The 26,779-nt window shown below is 32.0% G+C and carries 19 protein-coding genes; 1 reads left to right on the forward strand and 18 read right to left on the reverse strand.

Features of this window, described 5'->3' with window-relative positions; translation table 11 throughout:
* Positions 1-10 precede the first annotated feature (10 nt).
* The 6 genes from V5E38_RS18530 to V5E38_RS18555 all read right to left on the reverse strand — a co-directional run bounded on the left by V5E38_RS18530 (position 11) and on the right by V5E38_RS18555 (position 9,370).
* Entirely contained in the window at positions 11-823 is an 813-nt protein-coding gene (locus V5E38_RS18530) for an ABC transporter permease (RefSeq protein ID WP_097973322.1), read from the reverse strand.
* Positions 820-2,106: a nucleotide sugar dehydrogenase gene (locus tag V5E38_RS18535; protein WP_499211066.1), complete on the reverse strand. Its 1,287-nt coding sequence runs from the start codon at positions 2,104-2,106 to the stop codon at positions 820-822. The genes V5E38_RS18530 and V5E38_RS18535 overlap by 4 nt, the downstream gene beginning before the upstream one ends.
* Positions 2,107-2,348: 242 nt before the next feature.
* On the reverse strand, positions 2,349-3,926 hold the full coding sequence (locus V5E38_RS18540; protein ID WP_499211067.1) for a glycosyltransferase family protein: 1,578 nt from the start codon (positions 3,924-3,926) through the stop codon (positions 2,349-2,351).
* Positions 3,927-3,961: 35 nt separating this feature from the next.
* Entirely contained in the window at positions 3,962-5,290 is a 1,329-nt protein-coding gene (locus tag V5E38_RS18545) for a glycosyltransferase family protein (protein WP_499211068.1), read from the reverse strand.
* Complete coding sequence (locus tag V5E38_RS18550; RefSeq protein WP_499211069.1) at positions 5,283-6,566, reverse strand: glycosyltransferase family 4 protein; 1,284 nt, start codon at positions 6,564-6,566, stop codon at positions 5,283-5,285. Before V5E38_RS18550 ends, V5E38_RS18545 begins: the two co-directional genes overlap by 8 nt.
* A 113-nt stretch (positions 6,567-6,679) precedes the next feature.
* Positions 6,680-9,370, reverse strand: coding sequence for a CDP-glycerol glycerophosphotransferase family protein (locus V5E38_RS18555; protein WP_499211070.1), 2,691 nt, complete (start codon positions 9,368-9,370; stop codon positions 6,680-6,682).
* 490 nt (positions 9,371-9,860) lie between these two features.
* On the opposite strand from V5E38_RS18555, the gene V5E38_RS18560 reads away from it, so the two are divergent.
* On the forward strand, positions 9,861-10,787 hold the full coding sequence (locus V5E38_RS18560; RefSeq protein WP_499211071.1) for a Rossmann-fold NAD(P)-binding domain-containing protein: 927 nt from the start codon (positions 9,861-9,863) through the stop codon (positions 10,785-10,787).
* A 110-nt stretch (positions 10,788-10,897) separates the two neighbouring features.
* Here V5E38_RS18560 and wecB read toward each other — a convergent pair whose 3' ends face one another.
* The 12 genes from wecB to V5E38_RS18620 all read right to left on the reverse strand — a co-directional run bounded on the left by wecB (position 10,898) and on the right by V5E38_RS18620 (position 26,759).
* On the reverse strand, positions 10,898-11,998 hold the full coding sequence (wecB, locus tag V5E38_RS18565) for a non-hydrolyzing UDP-N-acetylglucosamine 2-epimerase (RefSeq protein WP_499213602.1): 1,101 nt from the start codon (positions 11,996-11,998) through the stop codon (positions 10,898-10,900).
* A gap of 314 nt (positions 11,999-12,312) precedes the next feature.
* On the reverse strand, positions 12,313-13,296 hold the full coding sequence (locus V5E38_RS18570; RefSeq protein WP_499211072.1) for a glycosyltransferase family protein: 984 nt from the start codon (positions 13,294-13,296) through the stop codon (positions 12,313-12,315).
* Between the two features lie 12 nt (positions 13,297-13,308).
* The gene (locus V5E38_RS18575) at positions 13,309-15,423 is read right to left on the reverse strand and encodes a CgeB family protein (protein ID WP_499211073.1); all 2,115 of its coding nucleotides are present in this window, start codon (positions 15,421-15,423) and stop codon (positions 13,309-13,311) included.
* A gap of 10 nt (positions 15,424-15,433) precedes the next feature.
* On the reverse strand, positions 15,434-15,850 hold the full coding sequence (locus tag V5E38_RS18580; protein WP_499211074.1) for a hypothetical protein: 417 nt from the start codon (positions 15,848-15,850) through the stop codon (positions 15,434-15,436).
* Positions 15,851-16,119: 269 nt separating this feature from the next.
* Positions 16,120-18,846 (reverse strand): bifunctional glycosyltransferase/CDP-glycerol:glycerophosphate glycerophosphotransferase, encoded by a 2,727-nt coding sequence (locus V5E38_RS18585; protein ID WP_499211075.1) that lies wholly within the window; start codon positions 18,844-18,846, stop codon positions 16,120-16,122.
* A gap of 416 nt (positions 18,847-19,262) precedes the next feature.
* Positions 19,263-20,270 carry a dTDP-glucose 4,6-dehydratase gene (gene rfbB, locus V5E38_RS18590; RefSeq protein WP_499211076.1) on the reverse strand — a complete coding sequence of 336 codons (1,008 nt, stop codon included), beginning with the start codon at positions 20,268-20,270 and terminating at the stop codon, positions 19,263-19,265.
* A 4-nt stretch (positions 20,271-20,274) separates the two neighbouring features.
* A complete protein-coding gene (gene rfbD, locus V5E38_RS18595; RefSeq protein ID WP_499211077.1) occupies positions 20,275-21,132 on the reverse strand; it encodes an SDR family oxidoreductase in 858 nt (285 codons plus the stop codon).
* Between the two features lie 5 nt (positions 21,133-21,137).
* On the reverse strand, positions 21,138-21,698 hold the full coding sequence (gene rfbC / locus V5E38_RS18600) for a dTDP-4-dehydrorhamnose 3,5-epimerase family protein (RefSeq protein WP_499211078.1): 561 nt from the start codon (positions 21,696-21,698) through the stop codon (positions 21,138-21,140).
* Positions 21,699-21,716: 18 nt separating this feature from the next.
* Positions 21,717-22,595 carry a sugar nucleotidyltransferase gene (gene rfbA / locus V5E38_RS18605; RefSeq protein WP_499213603.1) on the reverse strand — a complete coding sequence of 293 codons (879 nt, stop codon included), beginning with the start codon at positions 22,593-22,595 and terminating at the stop codon, positions 21,717-21,719.
* Positions 22,596-22,797: 202 nt separating this feature from the next.
* Positions 22,798-23,718: an LCP family protein gene (tagU, locus tag V5E38_RS18610; RefSeq protein WP_499213604.1), complete on the reverse strand. Its 921-nt coding sequence runs from the start codon at positions 23,716-23,718 to the stop codon at positions 22,798-22,800.
* Between the two features lie 193 nt (positions 23,719-23,911).
* Positions 23,912-24,913, reverse strand: coding sequence for an NAD-dependent epimerase/dehydratase family protein (gene galE / locus V5E38_RS18615; protein ID WP_499211079.1), 1,002 nt, complete (start codon positions 24,911-24,913; stop codon positions 23,912-23,914).
* A 115-nt stretch (positions 24,914-25,028) separates the two neighbouring features.
* Positions 25,029-26,759 carry a phospho-sugar mutase gene (locus V5E38_RS18620; RefSeq protein WP_499211080.1) on the reverse strand — a complete coding sequence of 577 codons (1,731 nt, stop codon included), beginning with the start codon at positions 26,757-26,759 and terminating at the stop codon, positions 25,029-25,031.
* Between the last annotated feature and the right edge of the window lie 20 nt (positions 26,760-26,779).

Consider the following 26,779-nt stretch of genomic DNA (forward strand, 5'->3'; position numbering starts at 1 on the left):
TGTTCACCTTCTATAGGAAATCAACAAATTGCTTTCTGAACTTGATATGGAAAATAGAGCCAATTGTAAAGATGATAATTAACACTGCCCAAAAATAAACTGTATATTTTGAGAAGATAATATCAGAATGACCATATAAAAGAGCTCCACGATAACCTTCTACAATATAATAAAAAGGATTTAATTTCATTATAAAAAATAAAATTTTTGATGCACCAGAACCTCTAGATGGCTCCCACAAAATAGGAGTTAAATACAAGAGCATTCTAGTAAAGGACTGAATAAAAAGATGAATATCCCTAATCATTGTTGAAAGTGTAGAAGTAAATAGCCCTAATACAATATTAAATATTAAGCCTGCAATCATAAAATAAATCAGAGCAATAATATTCATTTGATCAAAACCTTGACTGATAACAACCCCAATAAATAGTACTCCCATCATAAATACATGGGTATTAAATCTTGAAAGTACCACATAAGTAGGAATGATACTTAATGGGAAATTCATTTTTGAAACGGTCCCAATACGATTGAAAATAGAACTTGATCCCTGCATGATTGAGTTACTAATAAAGAACCAAGGAATAAGTCCACAAAGCATCCAAATTAGAAATGGAATACCATTAACTGGAGCTCCGCCTCGTATACCTGTACCGAAAGTTATCCAATATACTGCAATTTGAAATAGTGGGTTTAAGAAAACCCAGATAACGCCAAGTTGGCTATCAGCATACTCTTTACGCGTCTCATATGACGATAATCGGAATATGAGTGATAGATTATTAATCTGTTCTTGCAAAACTGTTTTTATACTATTCATAGATTTACCACATTCTCTTTAATTACTTTATTTATATTACCATAGTTTACAAAATTCATTTTTGAACTATTTGAAGAATTAACACAGTTTCTAGTATCAAAAACGATTGGGTTTTTCATTAAAGGTGCTAATTCATCATAATTCATGTTTTTGAATTCATTATGATCAGTTAATACTAAAATTAAATGAGCATCTTTTACTGCATCTTCTGCAGATAGAAGTGTAAATGTTTCTGTACTAGCAACGTGTGGATCATGAGCTGCTACAGTAATACCTTCATTTTTTAATAGTTCAATGATATCCATTGCTGGACTTTCGCGCATATCATCAACATTACCTTTATACGTTACACCGAAAGCAGCAACTTTCGGATGGTCAACATTTCCAATTATTTTCTTAACATTCTCAACAACATAGCTAGGCATAGATGAATTTGTTTCACGAGAAAGATTGATTATTTTAGCAAGATCAGGTGCTTTTGCCACAATAAAGTAAGGGTCTACTGCTAAACAATGCCCTCCAACCCCTGGACCAGGTGAATGTATATTAACTCGTGGGTGTTTATTTGCCATTTCAATTACATCTAGTACATTGATATCAAGCGTATTACATACTTTTGTCAGTTCATTTGCTAGTGCGATATTAACATCACGGAATGTGTTTTCCATTAACTTAGACATTTCCGCAGTTTTTGCATCAGTACGAATAATTTCACCTTGTACGAAAGTACTATAAACTTTTGCCCCTGCTTCAGAACACTCCGGTGTAATTCCACCAACAATACGGTTATTATATATTAATTCGTGCATAATTTGACCAGGTAATACTCGTTCTGGACAATGTACTAAAAATAAATCTTCACCAACTGTAAAACCTGATGCTTCTACTAATGGTTTTACAAAATCATCCATACTACGTGGAGCAATTGTTGATTCTACAATTAATACATTCCCTTTTTGTAAATAAGGAATCGTCGATTTAACTGCACTTAATACGTAAGTTAAATCACAAGATTTATGCTCATCATCATTATTTGGTGTTGGTACTGCGATAATAAACGCATCAGCAGCTTCAGGTGTTAAAGAAGCTTTAAATAAACCTTTAGACACTACATCTTTCACTACTTCTGCTAATCCTGGTTCTTCAATATGAATTTCCCCTGCATTAAGCTTATCAACAACACTTTGATGTATATCTACACCAACTACTTCTACCCCATGTTTCGCGAACATTGCTGATGTTGGTAAACCAATATATCCTAGACCAATTGTACAAATTTTCATTTAGATTACCTCTTTCAATAAAATCACTTAATTTGTATTAATTACATTAATGCTATTTTATAATTTTTTTCTAAAATAGATATACATCGTAACAATAATAATACAATAAATTAATATTTTCAGTATTACCCAAATACGAAATATAATATAAATTTTACAATTTTATATCCACTTAATAAAACTTTTATAAAATTTTTAATACAAATTATTTGGTCCCTATCATTTAAATAGATTTTATATCTTTATACAAATCTTTTCGTAAAATTTTTAAGCTTATTACCTAAAAATTTAATTCTACCTCTCGTACTTACTTCTTTAATAGATAAAGTTAACTCATGATTTACATAAACAGGTGTAATTTGTTGTTTTCCTATAATTGACGACTTTATGTGTCCCCTATCACTTTTAGAAATTTGAAGATCAGTCTGATAGAATAAACCTTCGACTTGCGTCTTAAATGAGACTTTCCAATCACCAGATGACAAATACGATAGAATCGGAATCGTTACTGTATTAAAATCAACGTATTTATATTGTTTGGAATGCGTTTCTTTCCGTTCATTCGTTGCATGATCTACTAATTTAACGTTGATTATTTCTCTACTTTTGTTATTGGTAAAAACCATTTCCATACTTTTAATCGCTAATGGGCTATTCGCATAATAAATGGAACCACCAATTGTAAAGATCCCTTTTTCTAAACTAATATTTTTGATCGTTTGACCAATAAGAAAAGTATTTTTCGATGAATCAACTGCATAATCTGGAAAATGCTCTAACAAGTATTTATGATACTCACTATTCATTCTTATTTGGTCTTTTGGGACATCACTATTTGTTAATACATTTAAAAACTTCAAAAAGCCATCTTTGTTTTCATCTACTATTAATTGAAGTAATAACAAATCCCGATTTTTTAAATTTGTAAAAATCTCTTTATTGTTAATTGTGTTAATAAAATCGACACAAATATTATATAAAGAAAATTGTTCTTCTTTACTTAATTTAGAAGCTTTCATATAAATTGAGTCAAAAAAGAATCTAAATTGTCTATTTTCAATTGTTTTTATCTCTTGCATTAACTCTAATTCATGATAAAGATTAGTTAGTTCTTTTTGCGTTTTTACTAATTGTTCGAAAAAACTAAGACTTACTTTTTTTACTAAACTACTATCTAAATCATTTACCCGATATTGAATCACGTCAATATCCTTCACAACTGTTTTATTCGAAAGCAACAAGCTTTTCTCTGTAAAGAGTAAATCTTCGCCTATTCTTAATGATTCATCAAATTGAATACCTTTTTGTAAAATAAACTCTCTTTTATAAAGTTTATTCCAAACAGCAGGTGTAAAATGTAGTTCGCTATTTTTGCTTACATGTCTAATGGAAGGTAGATTCTTCTTAAATACCTTCCCCATATATGCTAGGCGCCACTTTTTTAAATCATTAAAACAAATAAAATTTCCGATAGCTGTATCAGCATCATTTTCATTTGCTATTGCCAGTAATTTTTCATAAGCACCTTTAATTGCCAGGTCATCACTATCTAGAAAAGTAATGTACTTTCCAGTTGCTTCTTGGATTCCCGTATTTCTAGCAGCACTAGGTCCGCTATTTTTTTGAGAAATGAGTTTGACATTAGGGTGTCTTTCAGTAAAGTTTCTACTTATTTCTAAACTACCATCTGTCGAACCATCATCTACTATAATCAACTCTAAATTATTCATTCGTTGATTTATAACTGATTCAATTGTATCTTTAATAAACATTTCGTTATTAAAATTAATTAAGATTACGCTTAGACTGTAAACTGTCATTAAATTACACCCCGTATTAGGAAGTAAATAGTTTTTTATCCTACATTAGTCGCTAGCTTTTGACCATTTAATACTTTGTCATATATATCGATAAAAATCTTTTTCTCATTATTCCAATTGTAATGGTGACGTGCTTCTAAACAATTAACACTCATTTTATCTCTTTTTTCTGGGTGATCTAAAAGATAGTTTACACCTTCAGCAATTGAATCGACTTCATGTGAATCAACGCATACACCGACATATTCTTTTTCTACAACCTTTTGGATTTCAGGGAAGCTACATGCTACAACTGGAACACCGCTCATCATATATTCAAACAACTTATTTGATGATGCAGAGTAATGATTGAAATTAATATTATTTAAAACTTGAAAACCAAGATAAGCGTTACGAGTATAATTTAAAAGCTCGTCTACAGGTACTTTATCGATAAATTTCACTCGATTTTCTAAATTCATTTTATCTACTAAATCTAAAAGCACAGGCTTAATTTTACCGTCTCCGATAAATACAACTGTCCCACGTTTAAACTGAGGAGTAGCCTTAACGATTAGCTCTAAGCCACGACCCTTTTGAATCCCACCTTGATACAACAAAATAGGTTCATTTGGATCTAATCCAAGTACTTCATGTAAATTGATTGCTTTTTTTTCTTCAGGTTTTGATACGAACGGATAGTTATGGATCACTTCAGGTAAATCAATATGATATAAATCTTGAGTGTATTTCGCACGAGTATAATTTTCATGAATCATAATATCGATGTAACGTATTAAAAACTTTTCAATCTTACCAAAGATTGGATTTTCATAGCCAGATCGACTAGATTGTACTTCATGTGAATCATAAACTAATTTACTACGATGGAACACTTTAGCACATAAAATACCTTGTGGTAATGTATTTAAATCATTTGCATGGTATATATCATATTTCTTTTTACTCCCATGGTAGATCATTTGAAGAATATTATAACCCCTCGTTAAAATCACTCTTACATAACGATTCCCAAATAATATAATAACGGCTGCAATAATAATCGTTGCAATAATGTTAACAAATAACCCAGCAACTAATAAGATTGCTGCAAGTAATTTTGTCATTATATTTGATTTAAAGAAAATGTTGAGCTTTGCACAAAAGTTGATTAAATGATAGATTCCAAATGGTAAACGATTATTTACACGAATGACATTAAAACCTTCTTCATATCTTTCTCTCTTCGGTAAGATATCCGAATCATCATGCAATGCAATTAAATCTACATCATAACCTACTTCAGCTAATGCTGAACACTCACGTAATACACGCGCATCATTTGTAAAGTGGTTAAACACAAATGCACAAACTTTCTTATTCATGGATTTCCTCCATCACTTGAATTAACACATTAATATTCGTTTTCCATCTTAAATTTTTATAAGCATAATTGTATCCATTCTCACCAAGCGTTTTTCTCGATGTTGGATTATTAGCTAATTCAATTATTTTTTTATACAATTCCTGTACTGATCCCTCTTTCAGAACAATACCACAATTTGCACTTTCAATAATTTCACCTGCATAACCTGATACATTTCCAATAATAGGTTTCTTTACGCTCATATAATCGATGATTTTTCCAGGTAATACCGTTTTAAAAACTTCCTGTTCAACTAGACTGACGTACGCAATATCAGATTCTGATACGATTTTAAGTGTATCATTACGAGACTTGGCAGTGTGTAATGTTACGTTTTCTAACTGTTTATCTTCAATATATTTTTTTACTTCATTTGTATTTTTACCGTACCCTACAATCGTAAAAAATATAGTTGGATTTTCCTTGAACATCTCAGCAACACTTAACAGTTTGTTCAAATCTTGAGCAAATCCTAAGTTACCTGTATACGTCACTTCAATTTTTTGGCTGTCGTCATTACTCGGAACTTCAATTGATAGTTCTTCTTCTGAAAGTGAGTTTGGAACGAACTTGATTTTTTCAGCAGGAACATTTTTATTTGTCATATAGTTTATAAAGCTACGACTATTAACAATGATTCTTGTTGCTTTTTTATATAATAGTTTTTCTACTTTATATGCCGTAGATAGGATTAATTTATTGGAGAACACTTTTACACCTACTAAGGATTCTGGCCATAAATCCCTAATATCTAATATTAAAGGTGCTTTTAATCTCCATTTTGCTATTAATCCAGCAATACCAACGAAAATTGGTGGTGACGTTACAAAAATATAATCGAATTCCTTTTTATATTTAAAAATAGCTCCTATAAAACGGAACATAACTTCTAAGTATAAATAAAGTCTCTTAATGATACTTGTAGAATGAGTTTTAATTGATGTATCAACTCGAACAATATCATCTTCATCGATTAGCTTTTCATTCCAGAATCGCTTATTTTCATAAAGCTCGCGGCTTGGATATCTTGGGTGTAAAGTAAGTACCTTCACATCGTAATTTTTTTCTTTTAATTCTAGATAAATATTTTTTAATCGATTTGCAGCACTCCCAATTTCAGGATAGAAGTGTTGAGTAATTAATAAAATTTTCTTTTTGTTAGCTGTAATATTAATACACCTCCTAAACAGTAATATTACACTCTCAAAACTACAAAACAAGAGGTATTGTAACATAATTAGACCTATAATTCCATTAAATGCCCATAGTATTCATGTTACAGTTTGACAAACTCTGTCGATAAAAGAGAGACTGTCCAATTTGAACAGTCCCTCCTTGACCACATCGATTACTTTAAACCATCCTCGATTTCCATTATTTCATCAAAAACCCTTTGAGAATTATTTCGATCTGTATAAGCATAGAAAGAATCAACACGTTCTTTGTATTTGTCTTCCATTTCACATTGATTAGCCATATATGAAATAAATTTATCCACTAACACATCGTGATTGTCGATAATATCCCCAAAGCCCATCGTCTCGAAGTTAAAATAACCTTTTTCAAAATGATAGTAATCATATTGATAGTAGATAACTGGTTTTTTCTGATATGCAAAATCAAAAGCAACAGAAGAATAATCTGTCAGTAAGATACTCGATTCATTGAATAATTTTTGATAGCTTGTGTTATAGTCAGCAAATTGAACATAATCGTTTTTATCAAAATCTCTGTTTTGAATTTGAATTTCTGGATGTGGGAAAAAGATAATTTTGTAATTATTCTTTTTCGCAAAATCGATTAACTTCGGATCATTAATTAAATCATTGTAACGCTTAAAGTACTCAGATTTTTTGAATGCTTCATTATAAGGTCTTACCCCTAAAGCCTGGTTTTTTCTTAGAACTAGATTCTGTCTCCAAGTAGGCATGATTAAAATTTGTTTTTGGTCATTATTAACTAGACCATCATATCTTGGAAAACCAGTTAATCTTATATTTTCACTTGTATAGCTATAGTCACCCTCAATTAAAGATTGAGCTTCCAGGTGAGCTGAAGTAAACATTTTACGAATGTTTTTATTAAATCTATTTAACCAATGCGTTAAGTTGGCCATTGTAATACCATGTTGTAAGAAAATATAATCAAACGTCATCAAGTCTCGATAATAAATCTCCGCTTTAAAGAAAGGATTCGTTACCCATTGGTCTGCATGGGATGAAATAACTTTTGACGCTCTTAACATTAGGAATTTATGCTTATATGAACCATAAGGAACAACATTTCCTACTTTTGAAATTCTTTCAAAATCAGGTGCGTCTTTTTTGATGACATAATAATTTTTAATTGATTTTTGCTGAGAATTAGCAAATTTAAATAATCGTTCTGCATTATCATCTGCTTTATCTTGTCGATCCATGAATAACCAGACAGGTTTTGACTCTAGCTTTCTCAATGTCTTTGCGACAAGTCGCGTAATGATTGCCTTTTTCGCATGAACTGAACCAAGTTTCCATAAACCACGTATAAACTTAAGTTCGTTAATAAGCTTTTTGGCACCACTTTTTTTCGTTACCTTTATATGATGTGTTCTGCAAGAGTAGATATATTTTTCTTTTGCTGAATAAGAACCTCTAATTCTTTTTGAAAGACCTGTAAATTTATTCACATTATAATTTACTTGAACTTGTACTCCATCAACTTCTACAAAAAATTCGATTTTATAATCATCTGGAAGTTTAGAGAAAGGAATTGAAATTTTGAATCCCTTATATTGTTTAATAATTTCATCTAAACTTTTATATTGATTAACCGTACGATCTACATCTTCGCCTACATAATCAACACCATTGACCTTAGCGATAATTTTACATTCTTCACGATCAAATAACGATCCAAAGAACCCTTCTATCATAAGGTTTGAATTCTTTTCTTCAATAAATTCGATTGTAACTTTGTTTTTAGATAGCTTAGTAACTAAGTACTCGTCACGATATAATCCTATATCTTGACCTTGCTCTAGTTCTTCGATCGTTTTTGTAAAAACTTCTTTTAAAGGTGTATTGTGTTTAAGACTTAGTGCAAAATGTAAATAGAACTGACTAATCTTTTTCGTTTTTAAAATTACTTCGTCGTCGATATAAGTTAAAATTTCTTTTATCTTATTTTTAAATTTAATATAATCTTCATCACTTAATGGAGTATCTGCCTGGCTTTTAATAGAAAACTTCCATTTTAAATCATGCATGATGATGTATTGAATATACTCAGGTAATTCCCCTACTTGTTCAATACTTTTATGAATAAGATCTAAACTAAACGTATCTAATGAATGGATAAACCAGTCATTTTTCATAGCATTTTGCATTGCCGAAGTGCCGTCATTTCTTAAACGGTAGTTGTAACTAGCATTTTTTAAAACACCATATTTATTTTTCTCTAAAATAACATGGCTTACTAACTTACAATCCTCACCAATTCTACAATTACGATCAAATTGATATTTCTTCATTAAATCACTTTTAATAAAAGCTGAAGCTGCGTGAGTTAATAATAGATTTGGTTGTTCAATGATATCAATCACTCGAGTTCTACCAAATTTATTGTTTAATGTGTGATTACCCGTTCTAGCTTCAAAGAATTTAATTGGAATCGCAACAAGATCAATCTCTTCTTCGTGCTCTTCAAAGAATGTATACACATTTAACAATGTATCAATTGAAATCGTATCGTCTGGATCAAGAAACTGAACATATTTTCCTTTAATATAATCAATTCCATAATTTCTAGCGCTACTTACTCCGCCGTTTGGCTTCTTTAAATATTGAATATTTTTAGGATATCTATTTTGATAATCTATACAAATTTTTTCGCTATCATCTGGACTTTCATCATTAACTAAAATAAGTTGTATATTTTCTTCAAAACCTATTGTTTGGTTTATTACACTATCAATAGCCTCTACAAGAAATTTTTCAACATTATAAATTGGCATAATTATTGAAAATAGATAATCATGACTTTTATCAATAGAATTCATTTAGTACTGCACTCCTATATTTGTTTAAATTTAATTCGCAATATGATTTTCATATTCTGTTTTACTCATCAATTGCCAAATTATTATATCATACTGTATAAAAGAACGATTCATTATTCTAATGATTGTTTTGTTTTGCCAGTATAAGGCTTTCATTAAAAGAGCGAATTGTAATATTATTATTTTTTCAAAAAATCTAGTTTATCATACCATTTTTAAGATGAACATTAAATTAATAACCATTTTTGTTTTCTTGTCACAAATATTTCTGTAAAAATAGGAAACAATAAATAACATTTTAACCTTTTGATGGTGTAGTTTATTTGTCTAACCACTACTCTATATGCCCTATCTCAATAGATGAATATGGATATTTTTATTTATTTTTGATAGACTAAAAATGATTAATTATGTTTACAATCTACTACCATTGTTTTCCTAAGTTAATTTACATATATTGATAAACTAGAAATCAAAAGGAGAAATAAGTATGAAAAAGGTATTAGTTACTGGTGGAGCCGGTTTCATTGGTTCTAATTTAGTAAAAGCATATATAAATGAAGGTTATAAAGTAGTTGTCGTTGATAACTTATCTACAGGTTCTATAGATAATATTCCATCAGATGTAACTTTTTATGAAGAGGATATTAGAAGTAATAACTTTGCTGAAATAGTTCTAAAAGAGCAACCAGATATTATTAATCATCATGCTGCACAAATTGATGTACAATTCTCTGTTAAAAATCCTATGGAAGATGCTAGCATCAATATTTTAGGAACAATCAATGTACTTGAATCAGCTCGTCTATTAAAACAAGTAAAGGATGTAACGCTTGTGTACGCTTCATCTGCAGCTGTATACGGAGAACCTCACTATCTTGGTGTAGATGAAAAGCATCCAATTCAACCACTGTCACCTTATGGTGCTTCTAAGTTTTCTCCTGAATTTTATTTTGATATGTATAATAAACTACACAACATTCAATATACTGTATTCCGCTATGCAAATGTATATGGCATTGGTCAAGATCCGAAAGGTGAAGGCGGAGTTGTTAGTATTTTAGTGGATTGCATAACATCTAATTCATTATTTACTATTTTTGGAGATGGTGAGCAAACTCGTGACTTTATATTTGTAGATGATATTGTTGCCGCTAATCTTCTTGCAAGTAAAAATCCAGTCAATACAATTTGTAACGTATCGACAAACACACAAACATCCTTAATTGATTTATTAAAAATTTCAGAGGAAGTTATTAATACTAAAATTGAAATGGTATTTGCAGAAGAAAGATCTGGAGATATTAAACACAGTTATTTAAACAACGAAAAAACAATTCAATTATTAAACTGGAAACCAAGTAATACACTTAAAGAAGGTTTAGATAAAACAATTCAATATTACAAAACACGCTAAATAAAGAAAGCTGATTTTTGATTCATTTCAAAATCAGCTTTTTATTTTGATAAAAATGAAAGCTCAAAAAAGACTATCTTTACAAAATTTGCAAAAATAGTCTTTCATCGTTAAATCTTATTTTTAAAATGCTGAATAATCACTTCAACAATTCTTCTAGAAGCTTCGCCGTCTCCATATGGATTAGATGCTTTAGACATTTTTGCATGAGCCTCTTCATCCGACAACAGTTCATCGGCTAATGAGAAAATAACTTCTTCGTCAGTTCCAGCAAGCTTTAAAGTACCAGCGTCAATTCCTTCAGGGCGTTCCGTCGTATCACGTAAAACAAGTACTGGTACGCCTAATGAAGGTGCCTCTTCTTGTACACCACCAGAATCAGTTAGGATTAAATGTGATCTTGCAGCAAAGTTATGGAAATCAATGACATCTAGTGGTTCAATTAAATGAATTCGATTGTCATTTCCTAAAACTTCATTTGCAATTTCACGAACAACAGGATTCATGTGTACAGGATACACAACTTGAATATCGTTATGTTTTTCGACTAAGCGCTTAATCGCTTTAAACATATTTCTCATTGGTTCCCCTAAATTTTCACGACGATGTGCAGTCATTAAGACTAATCTGTCGTTACCAATCTGGTCAAGAACAGGATGAGCATACTCTTCTTTTACTGTTGTTTTTAGTGCATCGATCGCAGTATTACCAGTAATGAAAATGGTTTCTTCCTTTTTATTTTCAGCTAATAAATTTTGTGCTGATTTTGTCGTAGGAGAAAAATGTAAATCCGTCAAGACACCAGTTAATTGACGGTTCATTTCTTCTGGATATGGTGAATACTTGTCCCAAGTTCGTAAACCAGCTTCAACATGACCAATTGCAATTTGATTATAAAAAGCTGCAAGACTAGCAATAAAAGTCGTTGTCGTATCACCATGAACTAATACAATGTCCGGCTTTACTTCTTGCATAATCTTATTTAAACCTTCTAAGCCTCGCGTTGTTACATCAATCAGTGTTTGGCGATCCTTCATTATATTTAAATCATAATCAGGCGTGATTTCAAAAATTTCGAGAACTTGATCCAACATTTGACGATGCTGAGCTGTAACCGTCACAATTGATTCTATTTGATCAGGATGTTTAGCTAGCTCAAGCACTAGTGGCGCCATCTTAATCGCTTCTGGTCTTGTTCCAAAAATTGTCATTACTTTAACAGTCAAAATTCTTTCCCCTTTCAAAACAACGAATCGGTTTATGTAATATATATCTATCTATTGTATCTTAACTAAGGAAATAAAGACATTTTTTACCATGAAAAATACCGTTTATTCCCCTATTTACATGACTAATTCTAAAAATTCATCGTCTTAATCCCTAATAAGTTCTTTAACTAGTAAATATTCGATTCTATACACTTAGTTTCCCACATTTTGAAATCATTCATACTCGATGTACATAATAATAGAAGAAAAAAGCACAGTTCCTTCTACTCAAGAATTCACTGTGCTCTCCAAAATACTTAATGAACTAATTTTACTTGTAACTCACCAATTAGACTCAAAATCTCTGAACACATTTTATCCATACAGTAATTTTCCTTCACAAATTCAACTAGTTCTTTCTTAGTTCCTTTTCTACTATCCGCAATGTACTGCGCTGCTTGATCGAGTGATTCGAAAATATACTCATCAGGGAATATCGTTCGAGCTCCTTCACGATTTAAAACAATTGGCACTGCGCAAGAAGCCATCCCTTCAACAGGTGCTAAGTGAAAACTTTCATAATCGCTAACTGATAAGACAAAACCAATTGACTCGAGCCATTCCGCTGAATCTCCCCACTCTTCAAACTGAACTTGATTACGATAGTGGGATTTCTCAATTTTTTTAAATAAACTTGTATAATAATCCTGCTCTTGCTGATTATTCCAAACCCACGGAAACTCTTTCGGATGCTTTCCTTTTATCGAAAGAGTATATCTGCTGTCTTTTTCATACAACTTTTCAAATATCTCAAGCGCTCGATCTAATCGTTTTAACTTCGGTACATAACCAAGTAATCCAATTCGAAAATCTGCATCATACTGCTTAGGCAAATGGAATCGATCTACATCAACACCATTTTGAATGACTATCATCTTTTCTCTAGGAATCTTTGCAACACGATTAAATTCCTCATATATATAGGAAGAGATTGCGATAATCTTATCAATCTTCGTAAAATCAAATCGTTCTGGAAAAGGAGTATTCATTTCAAAACGATGCATTCTTACAATTAATATTTGATGATCTTTTTTATGCTCTTGATACCAAATCACATTTCCAAGTCCCCATTCGCAAAAAAGAACATCCGCCCAATTAACGATTTCTAAGCTTTTGCCAACTTGATGAATTGTATGGCCTTCCCATAAATCAATTTTTATTTCAATGTCACTTCTAGCTTCAAACCTCTTAATCGCTTCGTTTATAAATTTTAAATCATGCCCTATAATCGCCAGTTTCATAAAAACAGCTCCTTATACTAAAATACTCTCAATTTTGTCTCGGCTAATGGCTTGTTCATAGGCATCTCGATAAAAATTAAACTCATCAATTTCAAAAAATTGAACGCCAGCTTTTGAGAAATGTCCAATTGATGATTTATGATCTAAAAGCTTTATAAATTCATTTGGATGAAGAAATCTAGTCGCCTTTATACAAATCAATGCTTCGTCAATATGGCAATCATTTACGTAGTTATAGCTATTTCCATTGCCTTTAGCAATAATCGTATCATTCGTATACTTAGTAGCTAACATCAAATCTCTTAAATAATTCTCTCCATAATAATGATCTAGATTAATTGGAGCAATATAATTCGAATCAACGAGATCATTCAAGCTAAAATAATGATGGCAGTAATCAATTAGGTAGGTTTTTACTTCCCCATGATTGTTTTGATTAAAAATATCTAAATAGCCATCAAACAAATCGAGTAAGATTACTAGCTTTTTTTGTTTGATTCCTTGTCTATTGTAAATCGCGATTAACTTTTCATAGTCAGCTTTACTTCGAACGATCCCCACTAAAGTAGCAGTCTCTTCATATTTCTCGTATGGCAGATTAATCATGTTGAATAAATCTTCCACTCGATTCGTATAAGTGTGTTCTTCTAATACTTTTCGCAATGCGAGTAAACGATTTTTCTTATAGAAGGTCTCATCAGCATAATAATTTGAAAGTCGTTGCTTCATTAGTTTTTCATCATCTGTAGCCGTTACTATGTCTCCAAACATTCGATGAATCCCCTCTGAATGGGAACTAATTATTGGAGTATTACTTGCTAACAACTCAAATACTCTCCGGGCAAACATTGTCGGAGATTTCGTAATACTATTTACATTCAGAGCTACTTTATATCCTTTATACGCAAGATCAATTTCATTTTGTTTTAAGTTTCCAACAATAAATGGTTTATACTCATCTGGAAATTGATTAGGACTAGTTGGATTATGATAGTTTCGGTCATATATATCCAGTCCGTATTCCTTCGAAGAATTGACTAGCTTCTCCATCGCACTCGTACGCTCAGGAAACTTTTTACCATAATAAGCTCCAGCAAAAACTACTTTCTCTTTACGTGGAATGTATTCAATTGGATTGTGAATTTTCGGTTGAGCAGCAAAAGGTAAACAATAAACATTTTCACAGCCTTCATCTACATAGTTCTGAACTGATTCAAAATCAGTCGTGCATACATAATCAAAATGCTTAGCTGTATCAATAAAGGCTTGGTAATGAAATGGATCTTCTTTATTCCAAAAAACAGTCGGGATATTGTGTTCTTTACACCAATAAACTAGTTTTAATAGTTTCGTATGATTTCTGTGACTTTTCGTACCGATTTTATCCTTCCAAGCTCCGTCGTTTCCAAGCCACGCAGACTCACAAAAGAATAAATCAATTCGATGCTTTTTAAATTCAGTCAACCAATTCTCAGGCGTAATTTTAACAAGTTGAAACTCATAATCAAAACATCTTGTCGTAAATTCGTCTGCAATAAAACCAACCCGAAAGTCCTTAATTTCTTTCTTTTGTTTCTTAAAGTGACGATTGTCTATCGTATTATTTTTATATGAACCCATTAATTTAGCATGGAATAAATGGAGTGTGGCAGCACCTGTCATGTAAATCGAAAAAGAAGCCGATTGGATCTTATTTTGATTAAATTGAGATAGATCCACTAACTCGTCCATATGGAAATTGACTGTACTTGCGTTATTCTCATAATCCACCAATCGTAATTCACAAACTACCTCACACTTACCGCTGACAAAGCCGGTGATGCCAAATTTAGTAAATAACCGACTTCTTCCTTCATTAAAAAGTAGTTCCATTAATTTCTTTTCATCTTTATAATCAATGACCGCAGTCTGTTTTATTAGTTTGTTATGAAATAGCGTTTTCTTTTCCTTGTGAAACTTTTGAATACCTTTACTAACTGTAAAATCATCGGCCAAAAATGGAAGTAACTCATGATTTTGAAAATAAAAGGGTTCATCCACATTCATTAATTCTTGTAGCATCATTTTTGTGTCATATTTTTCATTACGTAATCTAGTAATTTGTTTTTCGATTAATTCTTTTAACATAAATGATCCCTCATTTTCTTTTTAAATACTTCAAGATCTTCCAATACTTCCTTGCTAATTTGCCAAACTTAGAGTTCCTAAACGTTTCATAATTTAATTGCAGCTTTTGATATTCTTCTTGCAATTTTTCATATTCATACGAACCAAATGATTGCTTTACTTCATTTACAAGAACATAATCATCGAGCCCCATCATAAATTCCTCATGCTCAACGATTAAATCCAACTGGCGAAATAATTGCTCTTCCATTCTCTTTTCAAATTCCATCACTTTATTAGAAAGGAATTCATTTTCTTTCATTAACAATTCATTTTTCCGTAGAATATTAGCATCGAAATCCTCAGTCGAAACCTCTATTAAACTTGGTTTAAAATTTACAGTTGTTGAATCCACATGACTACTATTCAATAATTCACTATTCTTCATTTCAAACCTCCAGAACAATAAGATAAACACTTTATTCAAAACATAGGTGTTTATTAAAAAAAGAAAATATTATGATTAATTTAAGATTAACGATTTTATGTGAATCTAAATAAGTGTCCATGTTAAAAAAATGTAAAAAAAATAACTGCCAATGCAAAATTCGCAATAGCAGTTTTACGGTAATAATTTATAAATTTTGTTGTGTCTCTATAGGATTTTTCCTAGTAAAATATTTATTATTCTACTTATGAAACAAGTAAATTGTAAATTTAATTTACAATTGATTTAAACACAAGCTCTGTGTGAGATACTTTTGGTTTGATAATGTATGGATTTTTCTTTGCTTTGTTTTTCCATTTACTACGATTATTAACCATATTTTCTAGTATAGAAATTACCTCATCCTCTTGATCTGTTACAGGGCCAAATAAACGATTTTGAGTAATTGGTCCTTCATTATAATGTCTTGTGTAAAATTCGTTATAATCAAATTGATAGAATAATACAGGTTTCTCTAAATACGAAAAGTCAAATGATACAGTTGAGTAATCAGTAATTAATACGCTGTGACGTTTTAAAAGAGACTGAACAGTTTCCTCTCCTTGAACCATCACCTTAATACGTTCATGAGGTGACTTGAATTCTGGCATATATAATTGCGTTTGATAATGAGGATAAAAAGTTAATGATAAATCTTTCTTTTCAAGGAGTTCATGTAAATACTTATTATGAAGTAGTTTCATATAACGTTCCCAGTATTCCGATTCTTCAAGTGCTTCCTTTGATCGATTCCATGATCGCCACGTCGGCATTAATAAAATCTCATTTCCTTTACTTTCATCAACAAGTGCATCCCATCTTGGGAGTCCAGTTACGATTACTTCGTCCTTTCCATAACCAAATTCCGAGATGATATGTTCTTTTTCAAATTCACTAGAAACGACAAACTTTTTGTAATCAACTTTATTTTTATGCAACACGTGACTAACACGACTAACACCAATAACACCGTGTTGTAAAAAGATCCTTTCGTTTCGTTGAATTTCAGGTAGCTCCTGAACAATACTTCGATAAGCGTCAGTATACATATTTGGATCTTCCGCATAGCTATTTATTGTTTTAGTAGAAAGTAGCAATATCAAACTGTGGATTATACTACCAAATTGAACAACATGGCCAAGATGTGCTATATGGTTATAATCAGGACTATTCTTATCTATTACATAGTACGCATTAATTTGTGGGTACTTTCTTCGAATATATTTGAATAAATGATATGAGTTATCCTGTGCAGTATCTTGTCGCTCGCCAATTAACCATAGCTTTTTACTCTTCATAAATTGATAAACTAGAAAATAAAGACAATAAACAACTAACGTATGCCATTGTTTTTTGTAAGCAAACTTTACAGCAGGACGAACAACTCGTTTTACTCTTCCTATATTAAATTTCATTTGTTTGGTCACTGGCATTTCAACAACTCGGAAAGATAAATTTCTCTTTTTGTAATACGGTGCAATTTTTCGGTTACCAATTAAATAAGGTCTAGTTTTTTTAGTTTGTTTGTATAATCCTACTCTTAAAGGTTCGGTAACTGTTTTATTGCGATCCGAAACTGTCATCCAAACACTCCAGCTACCGTTATCGAGTAAAGTGGATAAGTTTTCAAATATACATTCATAACCCGACTCATCATAATTAATATGGTTATTCCCTTGTACATAACTAACATCTTTACGAGAAACATTCTCAAGTGGAAATTCGACTTCTTGTTTTGTTTTCATTTCTTTAAAGACAATCTTTTTCACACTTCCATTCGTACTAATCCCATTAATAAATGCAAAACCTTTTATCTTTAATGTATCGTTTGAAAGTGAGATGTCTTCAACTTTTTGACAAAGACTAAATCCTTTAATTTCCAAAAATTGTTTCCACTGTGGAAAATGATTTACTAAAAAACTATACGTTACGTCCTTTATTTCAACGGTTTCTCGACTAATATTCAATGTATCCATTAGTAAGATTAATTTGTATAAATCATCAGCTGTTCCTTCATTAAAAATTGCATAAAACAGTCCTTGATACATTCGACTACCCGTTAAAATATTTTTATAATGAATAGATTGAATATATTTTTCTCCTATTTCATACAAATTGAAAATATCTTTTTTAGTAAACTTTTTTCGTTTATTTATGATACTCTGACAAAAGAAGACCCATTGCCTCTTTTCAATCGGAAACAGGCGTATAATTGTATTGTTTTCCTCATGAAATGACACTAACCTTTTTTGAGTCTCTACTAATCCTTCAAAAAATGTTAAGTCTGCTTGCTGGACTAAACTTTCCCCGTTTTGTTCAACTCGATAATTTAGTACACTTTTATCTATAACGACTGTTCTATTCGATTTAAATAAAGCTTTTTGTGTAAATAATAGATCTTCTCCAACACGTAAATCCTGATCAAACACAATATTGTAAACTTCTAATAAGTGCTTCTTAAACAATTTGTTACATACACTTGGCGTGACATGTAAATCTTTTGAAGTCCTAATATGTCTAACAGGGTTAAGATTTTTCTTAAACAAATCATCCATATACATAAGGCGCCATGTTCTTTTTTCATTAAAACATGTGATATCCCCAACTACTGTATCAGCATTATGTTTTTTTGCTTCATCAAACATACTTTTGTAAACGTCTGCATCTACTGTATCGTCACTATCTAAAAATGCAATATATTCACCTTTTGCCGCTGAAAGCCCTCTGTTTCTTGCAGCTCCTGGTCCTCCATTTTTTTGCTCAATTAATCGGAAATTCTTATAGCGTCTAATTTCCTTTTTTATAACTGATACACTATTATCTGTGGAGCCATCATCAACAATCACAACCTCAAGTTGTTTCATTGTTTGTTTTTTTAGTGAATTAATACATTCTTTTATATAGTTCTCTTTATTAAAATTGATTACTACAACCGTAACACCTATTTGTTTTTTCACCACGTATTTATCCCCTTTTTAAAACTTTGCACTTCCTCTTATTTCAAAATTTAGTAAATCATGATTTAACCTCAAAATTAAATCAGGTCAAAACAATTAATTCCTATCTAATAGGAAAAATTAGTTTTTAAATAAAAAAAAACCATTTAAATTTTTGATTTAAATCGCTTTTGTTTCGAACAATACAAAACTTTAAAGTTATTATAAGTTTATTGTAATGTAATTTTAATAATTTTAATAATAATATGATTATACCATAAAAATACAACTAAAGATGTATTCTAAATATTTTAAATTCACGTCTCTTTCAACCCTCTTTTAGCTTCGCACTAATCTAAGATTATATTAAAAAAATGCCACTGCAATTATGCAGTGGCACTCGATTTATAAGAATCTATAATTAAATAATTGTTCTTTTAATTACAACCATCTTCATCATAATTCTTATACTCACCAGAAATAATTTTTTCCCACCATTCTTTATTTTCCACATACCACTGCACAGTTTGAGCTATTCCAGTGTCGAAATTATAGATAGGTTTCCATCCTAGTTTTTCTAATTTACTTGGATCAATCGCATATCTTTTGTCATGACCTAAGCGATCTTGTACGAATTGGATTAAGTCTTCAGATTTTCCGAGAGTAGAAATGATAGTTTTAACGACCTCTAAATTTGTCCGTTCGTTATGTCCACCTACATTGTAAACTTCCCCATTTTCTCCTTTATGCATGACTAAATCAATTGCAGAGCAATGGTCAAGAACATGTAACCAGTCGCGAATATTTTCACCAGTACCATAAACAGGAACTTTTTGGTCATTTAATACACGTGAAATGGTTAATGGAATTAGCTTCTCTGGAAAGTGATATGGTCCGTAATTATTTGAACAACGTGTGATATTCATAGGAAATCCATACGTTTCATAATATGCACGAACTAATAAGTCAGATGATGCTTTACTTGCAGAGTACGGGCTATTCGGTTGTAGAGGTGTATCTTCGGTAAAAAAGGTTGTAGGGTCAAAATCTAGATCACCGTACACTTCATCTGTGGATACATGTACAAATTTCTTAACGTTTATCGCCTTTGAAGCATCTAGTAAAACTTGAGTTCCTACTACATTTGTTGTCACGAATATTCCTGGGTCTGCTATTGAACGATCAACATGACTTTCTGCTGCGAAGTGGATGACATAGTCGAACTTTTCTTTTTTAAATAATGCCATGATTTCTTCACGGTTTGATATATCAATTTTAATAAAATGATAGTTTTCATTTTGCTCGATGTTTTTATGCTTTGTTAAGTCACCTGCATAAGTTAAAGCATCTAGATTGTAAATTGAATAAGATGGGTATTTATTGATCATGTATTGAACAAAGTTTCCACCGATAAACCCGGCACCGCCTGTAACAGCTACTTTCATCTTTTTACTTTACCTCGTCTCTTTTTAATTGAACTAAATATCTAGCTAATGCGTCTTGCCATGAAGGTAAGGATTGGAAGCCATTTTCTACTAGCTTTTGTTTTGCTAATCTCGAATTTTTCGGTCTAGTTGCTCGAGTAGGATAATCTTCGGATGCAATCGATTTTACTAAAGTTTTACTGTCGGTTTGTTTGAATAGTTCTTCTGCAAAATCAGCCCAACTAGTAAAGCCTTCATTTGTTGCGTGATAGATTCCATATTTATCGGATTTAACTAAATCTACTATTAAGCTAACCAAATCAACTGTATAGGTTGGTGAACCAATTTGATCTCCGACTATATTTAATTCATCTCTAGTTTCTGATAATCTTAGCATTGTTTTAATAAAATTATTCCCATTAACACCAAATACCCACGAAATACGAATGATAAAATAGTTTTCGATGAATGATTGAACAACTTTTTCACCTTCATACTTTGTTAATCCATAATAACCGATTGGGTCCGGTTGGTCACCTTCATTAAACGGACGTTCACCTTTCCCATTAAATACATAGTCTGTACTAATATAGATGAACTTTGAATGATGCTTTTTCGCAGCTTCAACTAAAGATCTCGTTCCTTCAACATTTACATTCCAGCAATTCTCTTTATCATCTTCAGCTTTGTCTACCGCTGTATAAGCAGCACAGTGGATTATAACATCTGGTTTATATGAATCTACTATAGAAAATACTGATTCTCTTTTAGTTATATCAAGCTCTTGTCGACCGCAGCCCTTAACATGTAAAGCATGCCGCTCACATTCTTGAACAACATCATAGCCTAGTTGCCCACCGTAACCAGTTACTAAAACCTTCATTTATATTACTCCTTATAAATAAAATTATTTTCAGCATCCTTTAATAATGGTGCAATTTTGTCCTTTGCAGATAATAATGGAGAAATATTGATTGGCCATTTCACTTGAATTACAGGATCATTCCAAACAATGCCTCGATCACATTCAGGTGAATATAGCTCATCAACCTTGTATTGGACATCCACATCGTCTGTTAAAGTCATAAAACCGTGAGCAAACCCTTTTGGTATGAATAATTGTTTTTTATTTTCTGCACTTAACACGATTCCGAACCACTTTCCGTATGTCGGACTCCCTTTTCGAATATCGACAGCTACATCAAAAATCGAACCCCTTGTACATCGAACTAACTTCGTTTGTGCTTTTGGAGACAACTGATAATGTAATCCACGCAACGTGCCCTTCAATGCCGAAAATGATTGATTATCTTGAACAAAATTTAAATCTATTCCAAAGTCCTTCATTTTAGAATCATTATATGTTTCCATAAACCAACCACGGTGATCACCAAAAACAGTTGGTTCAATAACTACAATTCCTTTTATAAAAGTTTCTGTAATTTTCATTGATAATGACCCCTTAAGCTAATATTTAATCTCACCGTTTGCAACTTTTCGTAAATAGTTACCATAACTTGTTTTACTAAGTGATTCGCTTAAACGTAATAACTGTTCTTTATCGATCCAACCATTAATATAAGCGACCTCTTCTGGAGCAGAAATTTTAATCCCTTGATGCTCTTCAATTGTTTTGACAAAATTTGTTGCCGACACTAAACTCTCGTGTGTTCCAGTATCTAACCACGTATAACCGCGCCCTAGCAACTCCACTTCTAGTTCACCCAAATTTAAATAAGCCTCATTTATAGAAGTAATCTCCAATTCTCCACGATTGGATGGTTTTACGCTTTTAGCAATCTCAATGACACGATTATCGTAAAAATACAATCCCGTTACTGCATAATTTGATTTCGGAGCCACTGGCTTTTCTTCAATACTCAATACTTTCCCAGACTCATCAAACTCAACAACACCAAAGCGCTCAGGATCCTGTACATGATAACCGAACACTGTTGCCCCTTTTTCTTTCATTGCGGCTTTCTTCAAAATACTGCGTAACCCGCTGCCATAATATATATTGTCACCTAATATCATCGAAACAGAGTCGTTTCCTATAAACTCTTCACCAATAATAAACGCTTGAGCCAACCCATCTGGACTAGGTTGTACTTTATATTTCAACGAAACTCCAAACTGAGAACCATCACCTAATAAAGCTTCAAAACGGGGTAAATCCTCTGGAGTCGAAATAATTAAAATCTCTCTAATACCGGCCAACATTAAAGTTGATAACGGATAATAAATCATTGGTTTATCATACACAGGCAATAGCTGCTTACTAGTCACCATCGTTAATGGATAAAGTCGAGTACCACTACCACCTGCAAGTATAATCCCTTTTATCGCAAAGACCTCCTAAACATTTAGGAATATATATATTAGTATGATGGTGATTAAATGGTTGTGTAGGTTATATTCTTAGGGGATAGGAATGAAATGGTGAATTCTAAGTGGAATATAATAGGGTCCTAGATGTAAAAAAGACATAAAAAAAGAACCACCGTTAAAATGATAACTTTTAACGGTGGTTATTGAGATTTAGATATTATTTTGTTTCTGAAGGTAATTCTAAGTGCTGACGAAGATCATTAGATATACTATCTTTTTCTTGTTTGGGTACAATAAAATAATAAATTTTATCAATCATCTTGCCTTGACCTTTAACTTGGGCCTTACTAATATTTTGCGCAGCCTGACGGTAATCCTTTTGAATTGAAACCATATCATTTAAAGTGATATTTGTTACAACATTCTTTTGAATTGCTTGTAAAATCGATTGATAGTTTGTTAAAGAAGAAATTGAAGCTCCCTTTTTAATAACCGCTTCAAGAATTTCTCTTTGACGAAGCTCTCGACCAAAGTCACCACGTGGATCTAACTTACGCATACGAGAGAACTTTAAGGCATCATCACCATTTAAATGAATTGGTCCTTTCGTAAAGTGAACACCTTCATAAGTAAAGTCTAAGTCATTATTTACATCAACTCCACCTACTGCTTCAACGATATCCTTAAAGCCTTCCATATTAACTTCAAGATAATAATCGATAGGAATGTTCAAGAAGTTTTCAACTGTATCAACAGACATTTGAATTCCACCAAATGCATAGGCATGGTTAATTTTATCTTCTTTCCCTTTTCCAACAATTTCAGTTCTTGTATCACGTGGTATACTAACCATTTTAGTTGTATTTGTATTCGGATTAACCGTCAACGCCATCATCGAATCCGAACGACCTTTATCACCAGGACGATGATCCACCCCTAATAGTAAAATAGAGAAAGGTTCTTTCTTTTCAACATTTACTTCTTCTTTTCGTTTATCTGTTTTCTTTATGTCTTTATAGATTGCGTCTGATGTTTTATTTACATTGTGGTAAATTGAATATGCATAACCGCCTATTCCTAAACCAATGACAACTAGTACACTTAGTACGATTATTAGTACTTTTTTTGTTGTAGACATTTTTTTAGATGAGCTTTTTTCTGATCTGGACAAGATTTTTCTCCTTTAATTACGAACTTATTTTTCGATGAAAAATAGTCAGAATTACTTACCTTTCTATCTTACTTGATTAGACAGGCATTTGCATAACTTTTATTGGTAATTTTTTGAAAAATAAAAAAAACACAACCTCCGAAAGAAGGTCATGTTAACTTCAGTTCATAATAAATTGTTTCTTATATCCATTTGGATTCTTTTGATGCCAATTCCATGCTGTTTCGATTATTTGCTCTAAAGAATACTTCGTCTCCCAGCCTAATTCTTCATATATTTTTTGTGATGAAGCAATTAGTTGAGCTGGATCGCCTTCTCGACGGTCAGTAAAGATGATATTTGCATTTTTTTCTGTAATTCTTTCACATGTTTCAATAATCTCTTTTACAGAAAATCCTTTTCCATTCCCTAAATTATACGTCTTATTAAGGTCACCATTTTCTAGTAAACTTGCTAGAGCTAATATATGTGCCGATGCCAAGTCAGTAATATGGATATAATCGCGGATACATGTGCCATCTGGCGTTAGGTAATCACTTCCAAATACACTGATTGACTCCCGTTGACCAAGTAAATGTTGAAGCACTAGTGGTATTAAATGAGTTTCAGGAGTGTGATCCTCTCCAATTAATCCTGTAGCATGTGCTCCCGCTGCATTGAAGTAACGGAGAACAACATAGCCTAAACCATACGCTTTATGGAAATCTGCAAGTATTTTTTCAATCATTAATTTTGATTGACCATATGGATTGATTGGATTCGTTACTGTTTCTTCTGTAATGATATCAGCTTCAGGAATACCATATGTTGCTGCAGTAGAAGAGAAGATAAATTTCTTTACGCCAAACTTTATCATATTGTCTAGTAATGTTAATGTCGCACCAACATTGTTTTGATAATATTTTAATGGATTAATAACAGATTCACCTACTAAACTATAAGCAGCAAAATGCATTACGGCATCAATATTATAAGTTAAGAAAATAGTTTCTAAAATAGTTGCATCTCCTAAATCACCTTCAACAAAGATCGCTCGCTCATCTACTGCTTCACGATGACCAGTTGTTAGATTATCTAATACAACTACTCCATAGTTTTGATCGACTAGTTCTTTAACTGCGTGACTACCTATGTATCCAGCTCCACCAACGACTAGAATCATGAAAACCTCTCCTTTTTAGTTTCTTCTATAATATAGTGTAGGCATAGCCTCTATTTTTCACAAAATAAAAAAAGCACAGGATCTTCATTTTAGATTCTCCTGTGCACCCATTTTCTTACTTGTCAAAACGACTTAATAAATCTCTTTTAATTGCGTCTAATTTTTCAACGCTATTTGTTAATGAATTTCCCTTTACTCCGAAATAGAATTTAATTTTCGGCTCAGTACCTGATGGTCGTAATGCACACCATGATTCATCAGATAGAATGTATTTTAGTACATTTGATTTAGGAAGATTGATTTCAATAGTCGTTCCATCTTCAAGATTTGTTTTAGTACTTTCCTTATAGTCTTCAATTACTGCTACTTCAAGACTAGCAAACTCTTTCGGTGGATTCATACGGAACTCATTCATCATTTGTTGAATTTGCTCCGCTCCATCTTTCCCCTTCAATGTCATAGAAACTAATTCTTCCTTAAAGAATCCATACTTTTCAAAGATTTCTAGTAATCCATCATATAAAGTTTTTCCTTGAGATTTATAAAAAGCAGCTACCTCACAAGCTAAAATAACTGATTGAACTGCATCTTTATCTCGTACAAAATCACGAATTAAATAGCCATAGCTTTCTTCATAGCCAAATTGGAATTTGTATTCACCTGTTTGTTCATATTCCTTAATTTTCTCACCAATAAACTTGAAGCCAGTAAGTGTATCAATCGTATCAATACCATAGTTTTGTGCAATCACTCGTCCAATTTCAGAAGTAACGATTGTTTTTAAAACTACTCCGTTTTCTGGTAAAGTTCCAAGTGATTTCTTTTGAGATAATAAATACTCAAGCATTAACGCACCAGTTTGGTTACCTGTTAAAATCGTAAATACGCCTTCAGCGTTACGCACAGCAACGCCTAAACGGTCTGCATCTGGATCAGTTGTAATTAATACATCTGCATTTACTTGTTCACCGTACTGAATACTTAGTTCGAATGCCGCATGTTCTTCTGGATTTGGAGATTTTACAGTTGTAAAGTTTGGATCTGGAAGCTCCTGCTCTTTGACTACAGTTACATTCGTGTAACCTAACATACTTAATCCATTACGAACAGGAATATTAGATGTCCCGTGTAAAGGTGAGAAAACAATATTTAAATCCTTTGCATGCTTTTCTACAATTTCAGCATTCACAACAACTGTTTTTAACTCTTCTAAATAAGCTGAATCTACTTTTTCGCCTATTATTTCTAGTAAACCATTAGCTAGTAGATCTACTTTTGAAGCTACTTCTACTGATAATTCATCTTCTACCTGATCTACGAAGCTAGTTAATGCATCTGCTTCTGCGGGAGGAAGTTGACCACCATCGGGACCATATACTTTGTATCCGTTGTATTCCGGTGGATTATGACTTGCTGTTAGTACGATTCCACTGAACGCACCTAAATATCGAACTGCAAATGATAAAACTGGAGTTGGTCGTAAACTCTCGAAAACATATGTTTTAATACCATGTGTGCCTAGAGTTGTTGCTGCTTCCATTGCAAATTCGGGTGATTTGTGACGTGAGTCGTAGGCAATTACTACACCTTGATGTTTTGCTTTTTCGCCTTGGTTTTCGATGAAGCGTGCTAGTCCTTCTGATGCTTTTCTTACTGTGTAAATGTTTAGGCGGTTTGTTCCTGCGCCTAGTTCTCCTCGCATTCCGCCTGTGCCGAATTCTAGGTTTTTGTAGAAGTTGTCTTCTATTAGTTTTTTATTTGATTTCATTTGTTCCAGTAATGATTTTATTTCATAGTCTAATGATGGATGTTTATACCATCTTTCGAATTGATTTATATAATTCATATATCGTAACCTCTTTTTTA

This window comes from Rossellomorea sp. GAMAL-10_SWC (genome assembly GCF_049568075.1).
Classification (GTDB): Bacteria; Bacillota; Bacilli; order Bacillales; family Bacillaceae_G; genus Gottfriedia.